Source organism: Paucibacter sp. Y2R2-4, from assembly GCF_025717535.1.
Classification (GTDB): domain Bacteria; phylum Pseudomonadota; class Gammaproteobacteria; order Burkholderiales; family Burkholderiaceae_C; genus Paucibacter_A.
The window spans coordinates 331564-349805 of sequence record NZ_JAJIRO010000003.1; the positions used below are offsets into that span (position 1 = coordinate 331564).

At 62.5% G+C, this 18242-nt stretch carries 17 protein-coding genes; 6 read left to right on the top strand and 11 right to left on the bottom strand.

The window, feature by feature from the left end:
- Positions 1-5 precede the first annotated feature (5 nt).
- Entirely contained in the window at positions 6-1067 is a 1062-nt protein-coding gene (locus tag LNV06_RS12710) for a septal ring lytic transglycosylase RlpA family protein (protein ID WP_263538661.1), read from the bottom strand.
- A gap of 144 nt (positions 1068-1211) precedes the next feature.
- On the opposite strand from LNV06_RS12710, the gene LNV06_RS12715 reads away from it, so the two are divergent.
- Complete coding sequence (locus LNV06_RS12715; protein ID WP_263538662.1) at positions 1212-1910, top strand: fumarylacetoacetate hydrolase family protein; 699 nt, start codon at positions 1212-1214, stop codon at positions 1908-1910.
- Positions 1911-1958: 48 nt separating this feature from the next.
- Positions 1959-2825 carry a carboxylating nicotinate-nucleotide diphosphorylase gene (gene nadC / locus LNV06_RS12720; protein WP_263538663.1) on the top strand — a complete coding sequence of 289 codons (867 nt, stop codon included), beginning with the start codon at positions 1959-1961 and terminating at the stop codon, positions 2823-2825.
- Positions 2826-2920: 95 nt separating this feature from the next.
- Here nadC and LNV06_RS12725 read toward each other — a convergent pair whose 3' ends face one another.
- The 3 genes from LNV06_RS12725 to LNV06_RS12735 form a co-directional block, all read right to left on the bottom strand.
- On the bottom strand, positions 2921-3298 hold the full coding sequence (locus LNV06_RS12725) for a hypothetical protein (protein ID WP_263538664.1): 378 nt from the start codon (positions 3296-3298) through the stop codon (positions 2921-2923).
- Between the two features lie 180 nt (positions 3299-3478).
- Positions 3479-4186, bottom strand: a complete 708-nt coding sequence (locus LNV06_RS12730; RefSeq protein ID WP_263538665.1) for a PA4824 family protein — start codon at positions 4184-4186, stop codon at positions 3479-3481.
- 215 nt (positions 4187-4401) lie between these two features.
- Complete coding sequence (locus tag LNV06_RS12735) at positions 4402-5952, bottom strand: methyl-accepting chemotaxis protein (protein WP_263538666.1); 1551 nt, start codon at positions 5950-5952, stop codon at positions 4402-4404.
- Positions 5953-6365: 413 nt separating this feature from the next.
- Here LNV06_RS12735 and LNV06_RS12740 point away from each other — a divergent pair, with 413 nt between their 5' ends.
- A complete protein-coding gene (locus LNV06_RS12740; RefSeq protein ID WP_263538667.1) occupies positions 6366-8009 on the top strand; it encodes a sensor domain-containing diguanylate cyclase in 1644 nt (547 codons plus the stop codon).
- On the opposite strand, the gene LNV06_RS12745 is transcribed toward LNV06_RS12740, so the two are convergent.
- Positions 7991-8755, bottom strand: a complete 765-nt coding sequence (locus LNV06_RS12745; RefSeq protein ID WP_263538668.1) for a ParA family protein — start codon at positions 8753-8755, stop codon at positions 7991-7993. The two genes, LNV06_RS12740 and LNV06_RS12745, sit on opposite strands and share 19 nt — an antisense overlap.
- Before the next feature lie 300 nt (positions 8756-9055).
- Between LNV06_RS12745 and LNV06_RS12750 the strand changes: the two genes are divergently transcribed.
- Positions 9056-10087 (top strand): SdiA-regulated domain-containing protein, encoded by a 1032-nt coding sequence (locus tag LNV06_RS12750; RefSeq protein ID WP_263538669.1) that lies wholly within the window; start codon positions 9056-9058, stop codon positions 10085-10087.
- Positions 10088-10127: 40 nt separating this feature from the next.
- Here the strand turns inward: LNV06_RS12750 and LNV06_RS12755 are convergent, their stop codons facing one another.
- The 5 genes from LNV06_RS12755 to LNV06_RS12775 form a co-directional block, all read right to left on the bottom strand.
- Positions 10128-10859 carry a proteasome-type protease gene (locus tag LNV06_RS12755; RefSeq protein ID WP_263538670.1) on the bottom strand — a complete coding sequence of 244 codons (732 nt, stop codon included), beginning with the start codon at positions 10857-10859 and terminating at the stop codon, positions 10128-10130.
- 57 nt (positions 10860-10916) lie between these two features.
- A complete protein-coding gene (locus LNV06_RS12760; protein ID WP_263538671.1) occupies positions 10917-11744 on the bottom strand; it encodes a transglutaminase family protein in 828 nt (275 codons plus the stop codon).
- 29 nt (positions 11745-11773) lie between these two features.
- Positions 11774-12742 (bottom strand): alpha-E domain-containing protein, encoded by a 969-nt coding sequence (locus LNV06_RS12765; RefSeq protein ID WP_263538672.1) that lies wholly within the window; start codon positions 12740-12742, stop codon positions 11774-11776.
- A 69-nt stretch (positions 12743-12811) separates the two neighbouring features.
- The gene (locus LNV06_RS12770; protein ID WP_411970115.1) at positions 12812-14239 is read right to left on the bottom strand and encodes a circularly permuted type 2 ATP-grasp protein; all 1428 of its coding nucleotides are present in this window, start codon (positions 14237-14239) and stop codon (positions 12812-12814) included.
- Between the two features lie 184 nt (positions 14240-14423).
- Positions 14424-15356: a DMT family transporter gene (locus tag LNV06_RS12775; protein WP_263538673.1), complete on the bottom strand. Its 933-nt coding sequence runs from the start codon at positions 15354-15356 to the stop codon at positions 14424-14426.
- 106 nt (positions 15357-15462) lie between these two features.
- On the opposite strand from LNV06_RS12775, the gene LNV06_RS12780 reads away from it, so the two are divergent.
- On the top strand, positions 15463-16410 hold the full coding sequence (locus LNV06_RS12780; protein ID WP_263538674.1) for a LysR family transcriptional regulator: 948 nt from the start codon (positions 15463-15465) through the stop codon (positions 16408-16410).
- Positions 16411-16877: 467 nt separating this feature from the next.
- Here LNV06_RS12780 and LNV06_RS12785 read toward each other — a convergent pair whose 3' ends face one another.
- Positions 16878-17087, bottom strand: a complete 210-nt coding sequence (locus LNV06_RS12785; protein WP_263538675.1) for a hypothetical protein — start codon at positions 17085-17087, stop codon at positions 16878-16880.
- A gap of 501 nt (positions 17088-17588) precedes the next feature.
- Here LNV06_RS12785 and LNV06_RS12790 point away from each other — a divergent pair.
- Entirely contained in the window at positions 17589-18176 is a 588-nt protein-coding gene (locus LNV06_RS12790; RefSeq protein ID WP_263538676.1) for a histidine phosphatase family protein, read from the top strand.
- Positions 18177-18242: the final 66 nt, after the last annotated feature.

The following is an 18242-nucleotide window of genomic DNA, read 5'->3' on the forward strand; positions in this document are numbered from 1 at the left end:
CTTGGCTAACGCCGCTCCACCACCACCGGCGTCAGGTTCAGGGCCAGGCGCACGCGCTCGGCCGCTTGCCGGGCGTCATCGCGGGAACCATAGGGGCCGGCTTGCAGGCGATGCAAGCCGCCATCCTTGAACACGGCCAGCAGCGGCGCCATCCAGTCCAGCTCCTTCAGCAACTGCTGCCGAAAAGTCTCGGCACCGTCGAGCTTGCTGTAGGCCCCCAGCTGCACCCAAAAGCCTGGCGCGGCGTGGCGCGGTGTGCTGACCACGGCCACCGGGCGCGTGGCGGCTCCGGCCTCGGCAATCTGCGCGGTGCTTTCGCGTTGGGCGGCGCCTTCGGCTTCGGCGGCGGCAAACACCGCGGTCTCAGGCTGGCCAAGCTCGAAGCCCTTGCCGCGCTGCCAGGCGCCGCTGCGAATGTCCTCAAAGGTGATGCGTTCCACTTCGACCGGGGTGACCCCGCGCAAGATGTCCAACTTCAAGGCGGCGGTGTAGCTGAGATCGATGACGCGGGTGGAATGAAAGGGGCCGCGATCGTTGATGCGAACCACGATCTCCCGCCCATTGGCCGGGTTGCGCACCCGGGCATAGCTGGGAATCGGCATGGTCGGGTGGGCCGCGGTCATGGCATACATGTTGTAAATCTCGCCGCTGCTGGTGGAACGGCCGTGGAACTTTTTGCCGTACCAGGAGGCGAGGCCGCGCTCGACCAAGGGCTTGTCTTCGGTGATGGGCTCGTAACGTTGGCCCAGCACTTCATAAGGTTTGTTCGGCCCTCCCTTGCGAATGGGCTCGAGCTGCGGCGTGGCATTCGGCACCTGATGCAGATTGGGCGGGATCACCGCCTCCGGCCCATCTTTGTCGGGCCAACTGCTGGGGCGGCTCGGGCTGGTGCTATTGCTGCCACTGTTGCTGGGTGTTTGAGGCGTGCGGCTGGCGCAGCCGCCCAGGCCCAACAGCAGCGCCGCACTGAGCAGGGCGAGGCCCACGGCAGGCCTGTGGGTGTCCGCCAATGGCTTGTTCAGCGGCTTCAAATTGGAGGGCAAAGGGGTGGGGCAAGGCACAAACATGGGCGTCACCCTAAACGATTGTGGGCGGAACTGCAAAATTCGGGCTCCCAGGGATAGCGCGCGGCCATGTTGCCAGTCAGGGTCGTATGCTCTGCCATTCCGGCATTTCCATCTCCTTGCTCCTCTTTTTGGCAGGACAAAGCTATGAGCGAATACATTTTCCCCTTGCCCGTGCAGCCCAGCGTTGCGGTGCGCGGCAGCAGTGCCCGTTACGCGGTGTCGCGTATTTTCTGTGTGGGCCGCAACTATGCCGCCCACGCGCGCGAGATGGGCTCGGACCCCGACCGCGAGCCGCCGTTCTACTTCAGCAAGCCGGCCACCGCCCTGGTGCCTTCGGGGTCCACGGTGGCTTATCCGCCCGCGACCAAGAACTACCACTACGAGATGGAGCTGGTGATCGCCATCGGCGCGCCGGTCTTCAAGGTCACGCCTGAGGTGGCGCGAGCTGCGGTCTGGGGTTTTGGGGCGGGCCTGGACATGACCCGCCGCGATTTGCAGGCCGACGCCAAAGCCAACGGACGCCCGTGGGACACGGCCAAAGGTTTCGACCAGTCGGCCATCATCACCGAGTTGGTGCGGGCCAGTGAGACCGGTGCCATGGACAAAGGCAGCATCACCTTGGCCGTCAATGGCGTGGAGAAGCAGCGCGGCGATCTGGCCGACATGATCTGGAGCGTGCCTGAGATCGTGGCTAATCTCTCGCAGTTCTACCATCTGCATCCGGGCGATCTGATCTACACCGGCACGCCCGAAGGCGTCGGCCCGGTCGTGCCCGGCGACATCATCACCGGGCATATCGACGGCCTGCCGGCCTTGAGCCTGAACATCGTCGCGCCCGATTGAAGCGTTCAAGGTTCTAAACTGGCGGCTCAGATCTCTCTATCAGCCGCCATGTTTGACCACAACGAAACCCTCGCCGAAGCCCGCCAACGCAATATCCGCGACGCCTTGTTCGAGGATGTGGGCGTGTGCGACTGGACCGCTCAGCTGGTGCCGGCCGGGCGCCGGGTTCGGGCCCATGTGCGGGTGCGCGAGGCGGCGGTGCTGTGCGGCCGCGAATGGTTCGAAGGCGTTTTTGCGGCCCTGGACCCCAGCAGCCGCATCGAGTGGCTCTATGCCGAAGGCGCCGAGATGGCCGCCGACACGGTGGTCTGCCGCATCGAGGCTGATGGACGTTTGCTGTTGTCGGCCGAGCGGCCGGCGCTCAATTTCCTGCAGCTCTTGTCCGCCACCGCGACCCTGACGCATGCCCATGTGAAGGCGATCGAGGGCGCCAGCAGCAATCCGCGCGGCTGCGCGGTGCTAGACACCCGCAAGACTTTACCGGGTTTGCGCCTGGCGCAGAAGTACGCGGTGCGGGTCGGCGGCGGCGCCAATCAGCGCCTGGCCTTGTACCACGGCATCTTGATCAAGGAGAACCACATCGCTGCGGCCGGCGGCGTCAGCGCTGCTTTGAAGGCAGCACAGGCCTTGAATGCGGGCGTGGACATTCAGGTGGAAGTCGAGTCCATCGCCGAACTGCAAGAGGCCCTGAACGCCGGCGCGGTCAGCGTGCTTTTGGACAATTTCACCGAGCCCATGATGCGCGAGGCGGTGGCCTTGACCGCCGGCCGCGCCTTGTTGGAGGTGTCGGGCGGCGTGGCGCTGGAGCAGCTGCGCTGGATCGCCGCCACCGGCGTGGACCGCATCTCCATTGGCCGCCTGACTAAGGATGTGCGGGCGGTGGACTATTCGATGCGGGTCGACGGCCCGCTCTGAGGGCTTGCCTGCTGCATCAAGACAAAAGGCCTGACAGCGCGGACGCTGCCAGGCCTTTTTTCATGCTTCGGCCCGGAACTTCCGGGCGAGGCGAATTACTTGCCCGCCGAGGGCGTGCGCGGCAGGCGAGGCGCCTTGACGCTGGGGCGGCCGGCGGCGGTGGGGTAGGCGCCCATCACGCGGTCCATGTCCACCGTGTTCAGGTAAGCGGCGTATTGCTGTTCGGTGCAAGCCAGTTCTTGGCCGGCCACATGCTCACCCTTGTACTGACCCTTGTGATACACAAAGGTGTACTCGGCGCCTTCTGCCGACTTGGCGGCATCGGCCTGGGCGTAGCCGGCGCTGTACTTGCTGGCGCATTCGCCGCGCAAAGCCTTGATCTCGGCCGACTCGGCCACCGGCGCCGCAGCTTGGGCGCTGGCGCCCAACAGGCTCAGGGCCAAGAGTGCGAAGGAAGAGATGCGGTGCTTCATGATGAAAACTGCCTTGATAAGGGGAGTGAGGAGAGAGCGAGAGGCCGGCCTAGCGGCTCGGCATCAAGAACAATGGCGCCAGCTTACGTCTTCAGGGCCGGTGGCGCCACCCTTGCCCCAGGGGGCGGGTTCGCCCCAGTTTGTGCAATTGATCACGAAAATTCGGGACTGCGAGAGAGCTCAGGGCGTGTTGGTCCAAGCGCCCAGACCGTACCAGCCAAAGCCCAGCGTCCACTGCGTTTCGCTGCTGCCGACGGGCCGGCTGATCGTCAAACTCAGGCCAAACTTCTCGGGCGTCACCCACCACAAGCCACCTACGGTGCGCTGGGTTGGGCCCATCATGGCCCGCCGGTCGTTTGTCTGCACTTCGGCGAACAGCAGGCCCGCCGGATGCGGCACCCAAACCAAGGCCAGATTCAAGGCCGTGCCGACCTGATTGCTGGCCCGGTCTTGATGGGGCCCCAGGTTGGCGTGCAGGGCGAAGTCTTCATTGACCACCAGGGTGGCCAGGCCCAAGAGCCCTTGACCGCTGCGACGCCAGCCGCCATCGACCGGTCGTTCATAGCCCACGCCGACCTTGAGGCCGAAATTGAGGGTGCCGGCAGGCGTCAACAGGGACCAGGATTTAGGCACCCACTTGATCGCAAAGCCGGCTTCGCCGCGCAACTCGTCCTGCGGTTGAGGATGGGTGTAGTCGAGGTCGATCTCCCAACCGTCGGCCACGCCGCAGGCCGGGGCCAGCACCCAAGCTCGACTGCTGCCGGATTTTTCGCCCCAGCCTTCGAGCTGACAGCTGCCGGCGTCGGCCGTGGCGGCGTCGTCGCTGGAGAGCGGACGGCCGGCTGAAGCGGGGTCGGCGGCGAGCGCCAGACCCAGCATTCCGACCATGGCCAGCGTTTGAGGCCAAGCGGTCGGGCGAGGCGAGGCGCCAGCAGCAAGAGAGACTGGGGAAGAAAGCGGCGTCCACAACATCTGCGGTCCTCCTGGAGGCATGCGGAATGGAACTGACTCAGTCAAGCAAGCAATCAGACAATCGCTCAAGCAATCGCTCAAGCAATCGTTAAAGCAATCGCTCAAGCAATTGATCCAGGCGCCCGCGCGACCTAAACCTGGAAGCGCTCGGTGTGCTGCTTCAACTCGGCGCCCATGCGGCGCAGGTTTTCTGAAGACGCGGTGGTTTCTTCCACCATGGCAGCGTTTTGCTGTGTCATCTCATCCAGTTGCCGAATCGCTTGCGACACCTCGCCCAAGCTGTTGGCCTGCTCTTGCGTGGCACTGGAGATCTCGCTGATCATGCTTTGCACCTTCTGCACCGAGCCGCGTAAATCGTCCATGGTCAGCCGGGCCTTCTCCACCAGGCCGGCGCCGTCATTGACGGTCTCGGTGGAGCGCGCAATCAGCGCACCGATCTGTTTGGACGCCTCGGCGCTGCGCTGCGCCAGGCTGCGCACTTCGCTGGCGACCACTGCAAAGCCGCGTCCTTGTTCACCGGCGCGTGCAGCCTCTACCGCGGCGTTCAGTGCCAAGATATTGGTCTGGAAGGCGATGCCGTCAATCACCGAGCTGATCTCACCAATCTGACGCGAGGAGGCCTGAATCTGTTCCATGGTGTTGACCACCTGGCCGACTGCCAGGCCTCCTGCGTCCGCGGCCTGGCTGGAGGCATTGGACAACTGATGCGCCTCGTGGGCCGAGACCGAGGTGCGCTGCACACTGCTGTTGAGCTCTTGTGCAGTGGCCGCTACTTGCTCGAGATTGGCCGCTTGCTGCTCGGTGCGGGTGCTCAGATCATGGCTGGCCAGCGCGATCTCTTCGCTGGCATTGGCCACTTGCTTGACGTTGTCGCCCACCGCTTGAATCAAGCTGGCCAAGGACTGCTGCATGGTCGCCATGGCTTGGATGACGCTGCCCTGAAAGGTGACGCCCTGGTGCTTCAATGCGCGCAAATCGCCATCGGCAATGCGCTGCGCAATATCGGCCAGATCGGCGGGGTCGGCCCCCAAGCGGCGCAGCACATAGCGGCGCAAGGCCGTGCCCAGCAAAGAGGCCGAGCCAATCGCCACCAAGATGCCGATGATGACGGTCAAGCGCGAGCTCTCATAGCTGGCCGCGGCCGTCTGGCCATCGGCCTTGGCGCCGGCTTCCATCTGCGTGCTGAGCTTGTCGAGCAGGGCCAGGATTTCGTCCTCCAGGCCGTCGTAGCGGCTGTACAGCAACTCGATGTATTCATCTTTTTTGCCGGCGCGGATCAGGGCGACCAGTTCGTCCACCAAAGTGCGTGAGGCCAGATTTTTGGCAATGATTTCCTTGGCTTCGGCGATCTCTTCGGCTGTGGCGTCACCAGGGACAAACTGAGCTTCGATCTCCTTGATCGCCTGATTGCCTTGCTCACGCAGCTTGCCCAGCGTGGCTAGCTCGGCCTCGTGTTTGGCGCTGGGCAGTATCGCCAGATTGCGGAGGGCGATGCCGCGCCCGTTGACCGAATCATTCAAGGCCGACAAAGAGGTCAGCTGCGGAATATTGTTCTCGGTGATGTCGGTGTTGACCGTGTTCATCCGACTCATCATCCCCATCACCGCGGCCAAGATCACGAGGAAGATGCTCAGTAGCAGTACGTTGGAAAGCAAAATCCTTTGGGCCAGATTCAGTTTCATGCACAGAGCTCCTCAGCAAGAGTGGCGCAGTTCAGCCCCGGTGGGGTCAGGTCTGATCCTCACCTATCGGCACTGGATTTGCAAACTTGACGGAAGGGCTAGGGTAAGGTGGCTGACCAGCGATCTCTGTGTTAGCGATGCGCCAGTCGAGGCTCGGCCCAGTGCCGCGCTTGCATCAAGTCTTGTCCTCGATTCCGCGCCTGCTTTTCATCAGATTGCAGCGGAGCCGCCGGCTTAGACTCTCGGTGTGGAGGGCGCTTTGCGCGATGGTCAACCAGTCCCCATTTTTCTTGTCGTCAATGCAGCGCGGGCGGTGGCCCGTGTTGTCGCTTCGGCCGTGGGCCTCTTTTTTGCGCGGGATCTTTTGCGCGCTGGTCCTGCTTTTTGCGGCCAGGTTCGCCCTCGCCAACACCTTGGTCTTGAGCGAAGTGGCGCTACAGGCGCCGATCACCCTGGGCGACCGCGTCGAGGTTTTTGTGGAAGCGCCTGGGCAGCCTTTGGACTTGCAGCAAGCCCGCGCGGCGCACTTCCATCCGGGGACTCAGCCGGTGCTCAGCTTCGGCCTTGGGGCGCGACCGGTTTGGTTGCGCTTGCGCATCGACAACCCACAGCCGCAAGCCTTGAACTTGCATCTTCAAGTCGGTACCACCTGGCTCGATCGGCTTGAGGTCTATGTGCTCAGCCCCGAGGGCCAAACGCAATACCGGGCACTGACGGGAGACGAGCAAGTGCCTGCACAGGGTTTGACGCCGGTGCAGGGTTTCGTCTTGCCCGTACCGATTGAAGTCGGCCGCAGCGAACTCTATGTGCGGCTGGCCTCTAACGATCCCATGCTGCTGCCCCTGACTCTGATGACGGCGGAGCAGGCCCATCAAATTGAGCGCCAGCTGAGCTACGGCTACGGTTTTCTGTATGGTTTTTTGCTGGCGCTGTGTGCCTACAACCTGATGATTTATCTGGGCCTCAGGGAGCGCAGCTATTTGTTTTACGGCTTGTATTTGCTCTCCATCATCGGGGTGAATATGGCGTACACCGGACATGGCTATGCCTGGCTGTGGCCGGACTCCCCTTTGATCCAACGCCACATCATTTTGGCGCTGATGGTCTTGTTCGGTTGCAGCGGACTTTTGTTCGCTGCGCGCTTCTTGGCCTTGGCCGAACATGCGCCGCGGGTGCTTGCAACGGTGCGCTGGTTTTGCGCGCTAGGTCTGTCGAGCTTGGCCTTGCTCTACCTGGCCGGCCAACATGTTGCGGCCACCTATTTGGCATTTGCTTTTGTGAGTGTTTTTACCGTGCTCATGGTGGCGCTGGGCGTACTGACCTTGCGCCATGGGCGCTTGGCCGGGCGCTACTTTTTGATGGCGGCGCTGTGCGGCATGGTGGGCACGGCAATCACTGCTTTGTCGGTCTGTGGCTTGATGCCCTATCGCAACTGGACCTTTCACGCGCTGGAGCTTGGCATCGTGATCGAGGCCACCTTGCTGGTCTTGGCCCTTGCCCATTGGGTGCGTGAACAGCAGCGTGCGGCTTTGCGGGCGGAGCAGCTCTCGCGCCTGGACCCCCTGACCGGGCTGCGCAATCGCCGCTCGTTCTGGGAGTTGGCGGAATCGGTGTGGAGCACCGCGCTGCGAAATGGTCGCCCTCTCAGCCTGGTGATGTTGGACTTGGACCATTTCAAACAGATCAATGAGCATGGCGGCCATCAAGCGGGGGACCAGGCCTTGATTCAAGTGGCCGAAGTGCTGACGCAGGAGCGCCGCAGCGGCGATGTGCTGGCACGCTGGGGCGGCGAGGAATTCATGCTGCTATTGCCCGAAACGCAGTTGGAGCAAGCTTGCGCTTTGGCGGAGCGGATTCGCCTGGCCATCGAGGCCAAACGACCGCTGCTCAACAATGTGAAGCCCGTCGTGACCTGCAGCCTCGGCGTCGTCGAGTTGCATGATCACGTCAGCCTGGAAGCCCTGATTCATGTGGCCGACGAGCGCTTGCGTCAAGCCAAGAAGCTAGGCCGCAATCGCGTTGAGCCGCCGCCCAAGGCTCAGCCTAGCGCCTGGTAGAGCGCGACGAACTCCTGGCTCAGCTTGTGCTTGGGGTCGAGGTGAATCATCGGTCGCGCCAATTCATGCGATTCCTTGACCTTGACGCTGGCGCTCAAATACGGCGCTAGCACCGGCAGGCCCTCATCGATCAAGGCCTGCACCGTGCGCTGCGGCAAGGCGGCGCGCGCTTGAAACTGGTTGACCACAATGCCACCCACGACCAGGTCTTTGTTGTGATCCGCTTGGATCTCTTGGACGTTCTCGATCAACTCATACAGCGCCCGGCGCGAGAAGTCATCGCAGTCGAAGGGGATCAGGCAGGCCTGGGCAGCGATCAGGGCCGAGCGGGTGTAGAAATTCAGCGAGGGTGGGGTGTCGATCCAGATTTCGTCATAGTCTTCGCCCAGCTCGATCAAAGCGTCGCGCAGCTTGTAAATCTTGTAGCGGCTCTCCAGCTTGCTGTGCAACTCATCCAGCGCTGGGCCGGCAGGCATCAGATGCAGGTTCTCCCAAGGGGTCTCGACAATGAAGTCGCTGGTCTTGGGCGACCTGACGCTGAACTTCAGCGTGGTCTCAAAAAACTCGGCCGCGCCCGGCCCTGCGTCATCCGCCGCCTCGCCTAGCAAATAGCGGGTTGAATTGCCTTGTCGGTCCAGGTCCACCAGCAAGGTGCGCTGGCCCTGGTGGGCGGCGATGGCGGCCAGATTGCTGGCAATGGTGGACTTGCCGACCCCACCCTTTTGGTTGAAAACGACGCGACGCATGCCGGCTCCCTGGCGCAGTTGCAATGCCGGTATTGTGCACTGCAACATAGACCTTTGCCGGCCCGACTTCCGCCCATTCGAGCGATGCCCTCCCCCTAGCCAGGGTGGGTTGCTGAAGAATTCAAGCCCTTTGGCAGACTGGCCAATCAATCTGTCACACAGCTTGGCCACACTGGCGCCGCTCTTGGCATCAGTCCGTCGGCATGCGTGCGCTGACGCGGGCCGGTTTGAGCCTGCTCAGCCTGTTTGTCCGCAAGCGCCAAGCTTGTTTCTTCCCCAGGTCTCCCTTCAAAACGCGATATGAATATCAAACACCTGATCGTGGCCCTTGCGGCCGCAAGTGCTGGCTTCGCTCACGCGGGCAATAGCCTCAATTTGGCCAATTACAAAGTCAGCGCCACCTATGCCCTGGATGTTCTGGGCGGCACCACCGCCGGTCAAATCTCGGGCTTGGAGGCATCCGCCGTCAGCTATGCGCGCGATCGCGGCAGCCTGTTCTATGTCGGTGATGAGGGCACCGGCGTGGTGGAAATCTCTCTGACCGGCCAGGTGCTGGGCAAGATGGCCTTTGACTGGACGGGCACCGGCAGCACCAAGCATGACACCGAAGGCCTGGCTTATCTGGGCGGCGGCGTCTTGGCCGTCAGCGAAGAGCGTCTGCAAGACGTTTACAAATTCAGCTTTGTGAATGGTGGCAGCGCCGCGCTGAAGAACAACTTTGTTTCGATCGCGAACGACAAGGTCGGCAATAACGGCATCGAAGGCCTGAGCTACGACGCTCGCAATGGCGGCAGCTTCATCACCGTCAAACAGCAAACCCCGCAAAACGTGTTGGCTGGCAACCTCAGCTTTGCCGCCGCCACCGGCAATCCGCCTTCGACCTCGGGCGATGGCTCCACCCCCCCGGGTGGCGGCGTGGCTCAGATGAGCAGCCTGTTCGACCCCACCCTCATGGGGCTGAGCACCTTGTCCGATGTGCAGACCTTGTCGTCCGTCGATGCGCTGGCCGGGACTTCGGCTGCGGACCATCTGCTGGTCTTGAGCCTGGGTTCACGTCAGCTGGTGGAGGTCAATCGCCAGGGTCAGGTCTTGAGCAGCTTTGATCTGAGCTCCGTGTTGCCGAACAATGGCATCGAAGGCGTGACCATTGACGAAAAGGGCACCATCTACCTGGTGGCTGAGCAAGACCAGACCGGTTCGGCCCTGCCCGGCGTGCAGTCGCAGCTGATCGTCTTGAGCGCCATCGCCCCGGTGCCTGAGCCATCGACCTACGGTCTGATGGCCCTGGGCCTGGGACTGCTGGGCCTGCAAGCGCGTCGTCGCCGGGCTTGAGCCATGAGGCGGGCGGGCCCCGCCTCCTATCTTTGGGGCTTCAGCTGAACCAGTCTTCGTCCGGCAGTTTGGCGAAGACGCGTTTCAGCCCCTCGCCCCAGCCGCGCCGCAGCTTGTTGAAGTAGGGGTCGTCGGCGGTGACGCGGTGCGGCTCCGCCTTGGCAAAGCTATTGGCGCGGTAGAGCAGCATGTCGATGGGCAGGCCGACCGAGAGATTGCTGCGAATGGTCGAGTCAAATGAGATCAGCGTGCACTTGGCGGCTTCCTTCAGCGAGGTGCCGGTGTTGATGACGCGGTCGATGATGGGTTTGCCGTACTTGCTCTCGCCAATCTGAAAGTAAGGCGTGTCTTCGCAGGCCTCGATGAAGTTGCCTTGGGCGTAGACATGAAAGAGTCGTGGCTCCTCGCCCCGAATCTGGCCGCCGACAATGAAGTTACCGCCGAAGTCCACGCCCTGGCCGAGCGACTGTGCGTTCGCGTCGCGGGCCACGATTTCCTTGACGGTGCGGCCGACCAACTCGGCCACGTCGTACATGGAGCTGCGGTTCAGCAGATGCTCGCCTTCGTGTTCCAGCCTTTGTCGCAGCAGGCTGATGACGCTTTGCGTGGTGGCCAGATTGCCGGCGCTGAGCAAAACGATCAGTCGCTCGCCCTCTTGCTCAAACACGCTCATCTTGCGGAAGGTGGCGATGTGGTCGACGCCGGCATTGGTGCGCGAGTCGGAGGCGAAGAGCAGGCCGGCGTCGAGACGCATGGCAACGCAGTAAGTCATGGCGAGGAGTCAGGCTAGAGCTGGGGCTGAGCGAGATTATCTTCTTTGGCCGCAGCCTCACTGTTCGGGCAAGACCTGAGCCACCGAGACTTGCACCACCGCGCGCATCGCCTCCAGCCCGCCGCCCAAGCGCATGCCGCGCACCGGGCAGGCGTCCAGATAGTCGGCGCCCAGGGCCAGCTTCACATAGCGTCCATCGGCCAGGCATTGGTTGGAGACATCAAAGCCCAGCCAACCCGCCGGGCGCCCGTTCTGCTCGGGCAGCCAGGTCTCCGCCCAGGCATGGCTGGCCACATGTTCAAAGTCGGCGGCCAGATAGCCGGACACATAGCGGGTCGGCAGGCCCAGCAGGCGCGCACAGGTCGCGAAGACTTGGGCATGGTCTTGGCAGACTCCCAGCCTCGAAGCAAAAGCTTGCGCGGCCGGCGTGGCGGCATCGGTTTCGCCCGGCGTGTAAGGCATGTGCTCGCCGAGTGCTTGCATCAGGCCCAAGAGACCCTCCCAGGCATCGGCGGCCACCGCGCCGGCATGAGCCTGAGCAAAGGCGTGCAGGGCCGCATCGGCCTGGGTCAGCGCTGAGTCGCGCAGAAACACCGCCGGCGGAAACTGTTGCAAGGAGGCCTCGGGCTGAGGCGGCCCGTCATCGGTTTCGACCACGCCGCGTGCATGCAGATGGATCTCCAGATGCGGCTCATCCAGGGTCAGCACATGCATGACATTGCCGTAGGCATCCAGGCAGCGGCTGGCCTGGGCAGGCAGGCTCAAGGCCCAGCTCAACACCTTTTGCCTGGGGCCGTCGCTGGGCGTCAGCCGCAGGTATTGGGTGCTGCGCTTGACCGGGCTGGCGTAGCGGTAAACCGTTTCGTGGGCGATATTGAGATGCACTTGAATAACCGGTTAGGAAATGTTGAACTTCAATTCGCTTCCAGATAAGCGGCGCGTATCGCGTCGCTGAGCTGGGCCGCATCGTCCAAAAAGCCGGTCAGCCAACGGTGCAGGCCGGTGCTGAGGATCTCATCCACCGCGCCGTACTCCAGCCGCAAAGACAGGCGTCCGGCCAATTGCTTGACCTCGCGCCCTGCATCGAGGGCACCCGGTCGTGCCTCGATCTGCGGCAGGATGCCACGAATCTCGTCACAGCAGGCGCGCAAGCTGCGTGGCACATCGGGGCGCAGGATCAGCAGCTCGGTGACGCGGCGGCCATCCAGGCTGTCGCGATAGACCGCGTGATAGGCCTCAAAAGCCGAAAGCGAGCGCAAGAGCGCGCTCCAGGCATAAAAGTCCGGCGCACTCTCATGTGGCATGTCCACCGGCGCCAGGCTGGGCACCGCAGGCTCGATCAGCTGCGACTTCACATCCAGCAGGCGGGCGGTGTTGTCGGCGCGCTCGACGAAGGTGCCCAGCCGAATGAAGCAATACGCGTCATTGCGCTGCAGCGTGCCGTAAGTGGCGCCGCGAAACAAATGCGAGCGCTCCTTCACCCAGTCAAAGAAGCTGGAAACGCTGGCGATGCCGCGCTTGGGAAACTCGCGTCCCTCCAGCCAGGTGCTGTTGATGGCTTCCCACATCTCGGTGGTGATCTGCCCGCGCACCGCATGGGCGTTCTCACGCGCCGAGCGCAGGCAACTCAGCACCGAAGCCGGGTTGCTCAAGTCCAGCGCCATGAAGTTGAACAGCGCCTCGGCCTCCAGCGTGTGCTGGCTGGCCGCAAAAGCCTCCAGCGTGCCGGTGACGGCCAGCGGCGCCGCCAATTCGGTCATCGCGCCACGCGACTGCGGCAGCAAAGACAACGAGTGCGTCACATCCAACATGCGCACCAAGTTCTCGGCGCGCTCCACATAACGGCTCATCCAATAGAGCTGCGCAGCGGTCCTAGATAGCATTTGAAAACTCCATTCAAAGTCGAGAGCCTTGTCGGCGCCACATCAGTCGAGCCCACTGCCCGGGAGCCATCAAGCCTCCAAAATCCAGGTGTCTTTGGTGCCGCCACCTTGCGAGGAGTTCACCACCAGGGAGCCTTGTTTCAGCGCCACACGGGTCAGGCCGCCGGCCACCATGCTGACCTCGCGGCCGCTCAGCACAAAGGGGCGCAGGTCGATGTGGCGCGGGGCGATGCCGTTCTCCACAAAGGTGGGGCAGCTGCTCAGGCACAGCGTCGGCTGGGCGATGTAGTTGCTGGGGTTGGCGCGCACCCGGGCTTTGAAGTCTTCGACCTCGGCGGCGGTGGAGGCCGGCCCGACCAACATGCCGTAGCCGCCGGCGCCGTGCACCTCCTTCACCACCAGCTCGGCTATATGGTTCAGCACATGGTCCAGGTCGGCCGGTTTGCGGCATTGCCAGGTCGGCACGTTGTGCAGGATGGGCTCTTCGCCGAGGTAGAAGCGAATCATGTCCGGCACATAGGGGTAGATGGACTTGTCATCCGCCACGCCGGTGCCGATGGCATTCGCCAGGATCACATGGCCTTTTTTGTAGACCGAGAGCAGGCCGGGCACGCCTAGCATCGAGTCTGCGCGGAAGGCGAGCGGGTCCAAGAAGGCGTCGTCGATGCGGCGGTAGATCACATCCACCCGCTTCGGCCCCACCGTGGTGCGCATGTACAAGAACTCGTCTTTGACGAACAAGTCTTGCCCTTCAACCAGTTCCACGCCCATTTGCTGGGCCACGAAGGCGTGCTCGAAATAGGCGCTGTTGAAGGGGCCGGGCGTCAACACTACCACATTCGGCGTCTCGGCCAGGCTGGCGTGGCGCAAGGTGTTGAGCAAGAGGGTGGGGTAATGCGCCACCGGCGCGACCGGGTACTTGGCGAATAACTCCGGAAATAAGCGCATCATCATCTTGCGGTTTTCCAGCATATAGCTGACGCCGCTGGGCACGCGCAAATTGTCTTCCAGCACGTAGTAGCCGCCGTCCGAATGGCGGATCAGGTCCACGCCGGTGATGTGGGCGTAGATGCCGTGCGGCAGATCCAGGCCTTGCATGGCCGGTTGGTATTGCGCATTGGCAAAGACCTGCTCGGCGGGCACCAGGCCGGCCTTGACGATCTCATGATCGTGATAGATGTCCCACAAGAAGCGGTTCAGCGCATTGACGCGCTGGCGCAGGCCGGCTTCCAGCATCGTCCATTCTTCGGCCGGCACGATGCGGGGCACGGTGTCAAAGGGGATCAGGCGCTCGGCCCCGGCCTCGTCGCCATAGACGGCAAAGGTGATGCCGACGCGGTGGAAAAGCAGATCGGCCTCGGCGCGCTTCTTGGCCAGGGCCTCGGGGGTTTGGGCATGCAGCCAGTTGGCGAACTGCTGGTAGTGCGGCCGCAGTGCACCACTGGCGAGCAGCATCTCGTCGTGGTGCCCGGGGGCGGGGAGGGTCAGCGCATGCATGATGGGGCGGTCTCCGGCGGCTAGGTTTGAGCTGAACCACGCAAGCTCTGTGCCTGCTTTTGCAAGGCGGCTGCGGCTCGAGTGATGCCAAGCTTGCGCCTATTTGGGGCGCTTAGGGAGACTGCCTTGATTTGGTGCGGGTTTCAGGCCCGCCTTTGGTGCCCGCCTAGTGCCTGCCAAGGCTTCAGCCTCGCCGGGCGCTGGTCCACAACGCCGCCAGCACGATCAGGCCGCCGCCCAGCCAGGCGAGCGGGCTGAGCGTCTCGCCCAGGGCCACAACCGCAAACAAGGCGCCGAAGGCTGGCTCGCTGCTGGTCAGCAAGGCGAAGCGACTTGGCGTGCTGTGCTTGAGTGCCCAGTTCTGGGCGAAGAAGGCAAACACCGTGCAGCCCAGGACCAAATAGACCGTGGCCCACCAAAAAACGGGCTGGCTGGGCAGAGGCAGCAATGAAACGGCTTGGGGCGCCGAACTCAGCGCCCGCGTCAAGGCCAGCGCCAAGCTGCCAAAGCCGATCACCGCTGACTGCACTGCGGTCAAGGCCAGTGCCGGGGCGCTGCTGGCCTGCGTCAGCCGCGAGGTCATGCACACCGTCAGTGCGCGTAGCAGGGCGGCCGCCAGCATCAAGCCGTCCCCCAGGCCGAGCTGGCCGTGCAAGCCGCCGCTCAGCAGGGCCGCGCCCAGCAAGGACACGCCCGCAAAGCCGAACATCGCTCGCGCTGGCCGGCGCTTCAGCAGGCCCCATTCGACAAAGGGGGTGAAGACCACGCAAAGACTGATCAGAAAGGCCGCATTGCTGGCCAGGGTCAGGGCCAAGCCAAAGGTCTCGCACAAAAAGATGCTCAGCATCAGCAGGCCCAGTGGCAGGCCGCAGCGCAGCGCATCGCGGCGCTGCGCCGGCGTGCAGCGCAAGAGGCTGGGCAGCAGCAGGCCAAAGGTCAGCACAAAGCGCAAAGCCAGAAAGCCCAGCACCGGGTAGAACTGCAGCGCACTTTTGGCGACGCCATAGCTGGTGCCCCAGACCAGGGCCACCAGCAAGAGCATCAGGTCCGCCAGGCGCATCAGTCTTCGGCTGGGGGTGGGGGATGAGGCGTCGGCAAGACGCAGGGAATGGCTCATGGCGGGGGCGGAATCAGAAGCTGAAGAGAATGAGGCGATGTGCTGTCATTGTTCAGTTGAGCGCATAGATTGATAATCCCGGTCATCGGAATAGCATTTGTGCGCCATGAGCATCAATGAGGCCTTTGACAGCCTGCCGGATATGGCGGCTTTTGCTTGCGTGGTGGAGGCCGGCAGCTTCTCCGCCGCAGCGCGAAAAATGGGGCTCAGCCCCTCGGCAGTGAGCCGCCAGATTGCGCGGCTGGAGGCTCTTCTACGGGTGCGCCTGCTGGAGCGCAGCACCCGCAAGCTTCGTTTGACCGAAGCCGGCCAGGCCGCCCACATCCGTTGCCAAGCGATGCTGGTGGCGGCGCGCGAGGTGCTGGCGCTGAGCGATACCGCCTCGGCCGAGCCGCAGGGCTTGTTGCGGATCAGCTGCCCCAAGGCGATTGCGCGCCAGCTGGTGCACCCGCTGGTGCCGGCGTTCCTGCAGCGCTACCCGCAGGTCGATCTGCAAATGGTGGTGACCGACCGCGCGCTGGACTTGTTCGATGAGTCCATCGATCTGGCCATCCGCGTCACGGACACGCCGCCGCCGGGCCTGGCTGGGCGACCCCTGTTCAAGCTGCGCCATATGCTTTGCGCCAGCCCGGCCTATCTGGCCGCGCATGGCGGTGGCCTTAAGCACCCTCGCGAACTCGCGGCCCATGCCTGCCTCTATCTCGGTGAAGACGAGCGCGATCGGCATTGGCGCTTTCGCCGTGGGGCGGAGGAACCAACGGTGCGGGTCAGCGGGCGCTATGTAGCCAACCACAGCGAGATGCGCCTGGAAGGGGCGCTGGCCGATCTGGGCATCGCCAGCTTGCCGGAGTTTTGTGCGCGCGCGGCCTTGCGCAGCGGAGCTTTGCTACCGGTCTTGGACGACTGGGAGCACCTCACCGACTACGCCGGCATGCTCTGGCTGTTGTACCCCTCGCAGCGCTATCAGGCGCCCAAGCTGCGTGCGTGGATCGACCACTTGGTGGCGGGCTTGGCCGTTACTGCTGACGACACTCTCGGCCCTTCGAAAACTTAAACTGAACTGCAGCAAAGTGCCCGTTGCAGTCATCCGTATTGGCATATTGAACTAGGGGCTCGTCCAATTGCAGACATTCATTGAGGTCCGCTTTGTGGCAGCCTGACCGAACGAAGCGCCGGCAGCAGAGGTGAGATCTGCGGACGCAGGGTTTGCGGGGTGGCAAAGCCTCGCTCGAGCGTGGCAACATGTGGCCTCCTGAGCTCCGGCAAGGCACAGAAGAAAAGTAACAAGCTGCCGGGTTTGGTTGGAAATTTGGTACTGTATAAAAATGGAGTCAAGGGAGGAAAAGTACAAATGCATCAAGCGCTTGACACACCGCATGGGTACGACGTTAGGGAGCACGGGCTGTCGCCCTACAACACGTTACACCCCACAAATAGGTTGGCGCCGTGATTCTCAAATCTAGACCATGCCCAAACTGTGGAACATCCCATGGATACTCCGCCTGGGCCCAGTCGAATTCATCAGTCGTTCGCCCTCTGCGCTGTAAGGCTTGTGCACAGTTCTTTCATCAGACCGGCCTGCGCAAATGGTTCTGTTTCAGCCTCTTGTTTCCGTCGGGGATCTTTTTTGCATTTCACTGGGCATTGGGCGTAGCTGCTGTTGTTGTCGGCATTGTTTTCATGCTGGTCGCGCTCAATCGATTCAGCGCTCTGGAAGCCGGTCCAAAGCATGGCTAGATCTACCCTGAGCGTACAAAATATTTGGTCTAGTCTGTGGCTCGAGCTGACTCGCAACGGCTGGTCATTCCAGTCCGCCATTTCATTACGGGCCTTCCGTCCAGACGTCGCTCGCGGCTCAACTTCGACGGTAGGCTGCTACCCATGGATCGACTAGGCACAATCGCAGGACCGGCGTTCTTCGTGTGCGCGATTGGTGCGCACCTCATACTCGGCATCCACGCGTTGGTTCGAGTGCTTGGTGTGGGCTGCATCATCGGCGGCATGCATGCGCTGGTCACGCGAGAGGTACCCGTTGGTTGGGAAGGCCTACCGCCCAGTACCCACTTGTGCGGTGCCGCTGCGATCATATTTGGCCTGTTCTTGTTGGGTGTTGGTCTTGGTATGGTCTTCTTTGCTGGAGTCGCAAGCTGCATGCTTGGATGGGCGCCCGAATGTTGAAGCGCTGGCAGCCTAGCCAGTCGGCTCAGCTTCACCGTTGGAGCGCAAGACCACATGCGAAGAGTCATATTCATAAGTCATCCGAACGTTGTGATCAGCAGAGAGATTCCGGTGCCTCAATGGCCGCTCTCAAGCCTTGGTCGAAGCAGGATGGCTGCGTCACTGGTCCAGCCTTGGATACAAGGTATATCTGCGATCTACTGCAGCACTGAACAGAAGTCGATTGACAGTGCAGAGATCCTTGCTCGCCATCTTTCTTTGGAAATTCAACAGGACCGAGACCTTGGAGAGAACGATCGTTCTTCGACAGGGTTCCTTCCTCCCGACGAGTTCGAAAAGGTTGCCAACCAGTTCTTCGCCGCTCCGGATGAATCGGCTCGCGGATGGGAAACAGCACTCGCCGCCCAGCAGCGCATCGTTGAGGCCGTGGGGAGATTGGCTAACGCCGATGGGACATCCGGCAGTATTGCAATCGTTTCGCATGGCGCGGTGGGGACGCTGCTGTATTGCCACTTGTCGGGGCAATCCATTTCTAGGCGCTGGGATCAACCTTCGAATGGTGGTGGAAATTTCTTCACCTTTCAATTGAGTCCGTTGCAAGTATTTTCTTGGTGGAAACCGATTGATGAATTTATGCTCTAACCGGTTTCTCGAGCGGACCTCCGCCACCTGGCCGCGCTACGCTGTCTGTATATTTTTAGCTCCGCG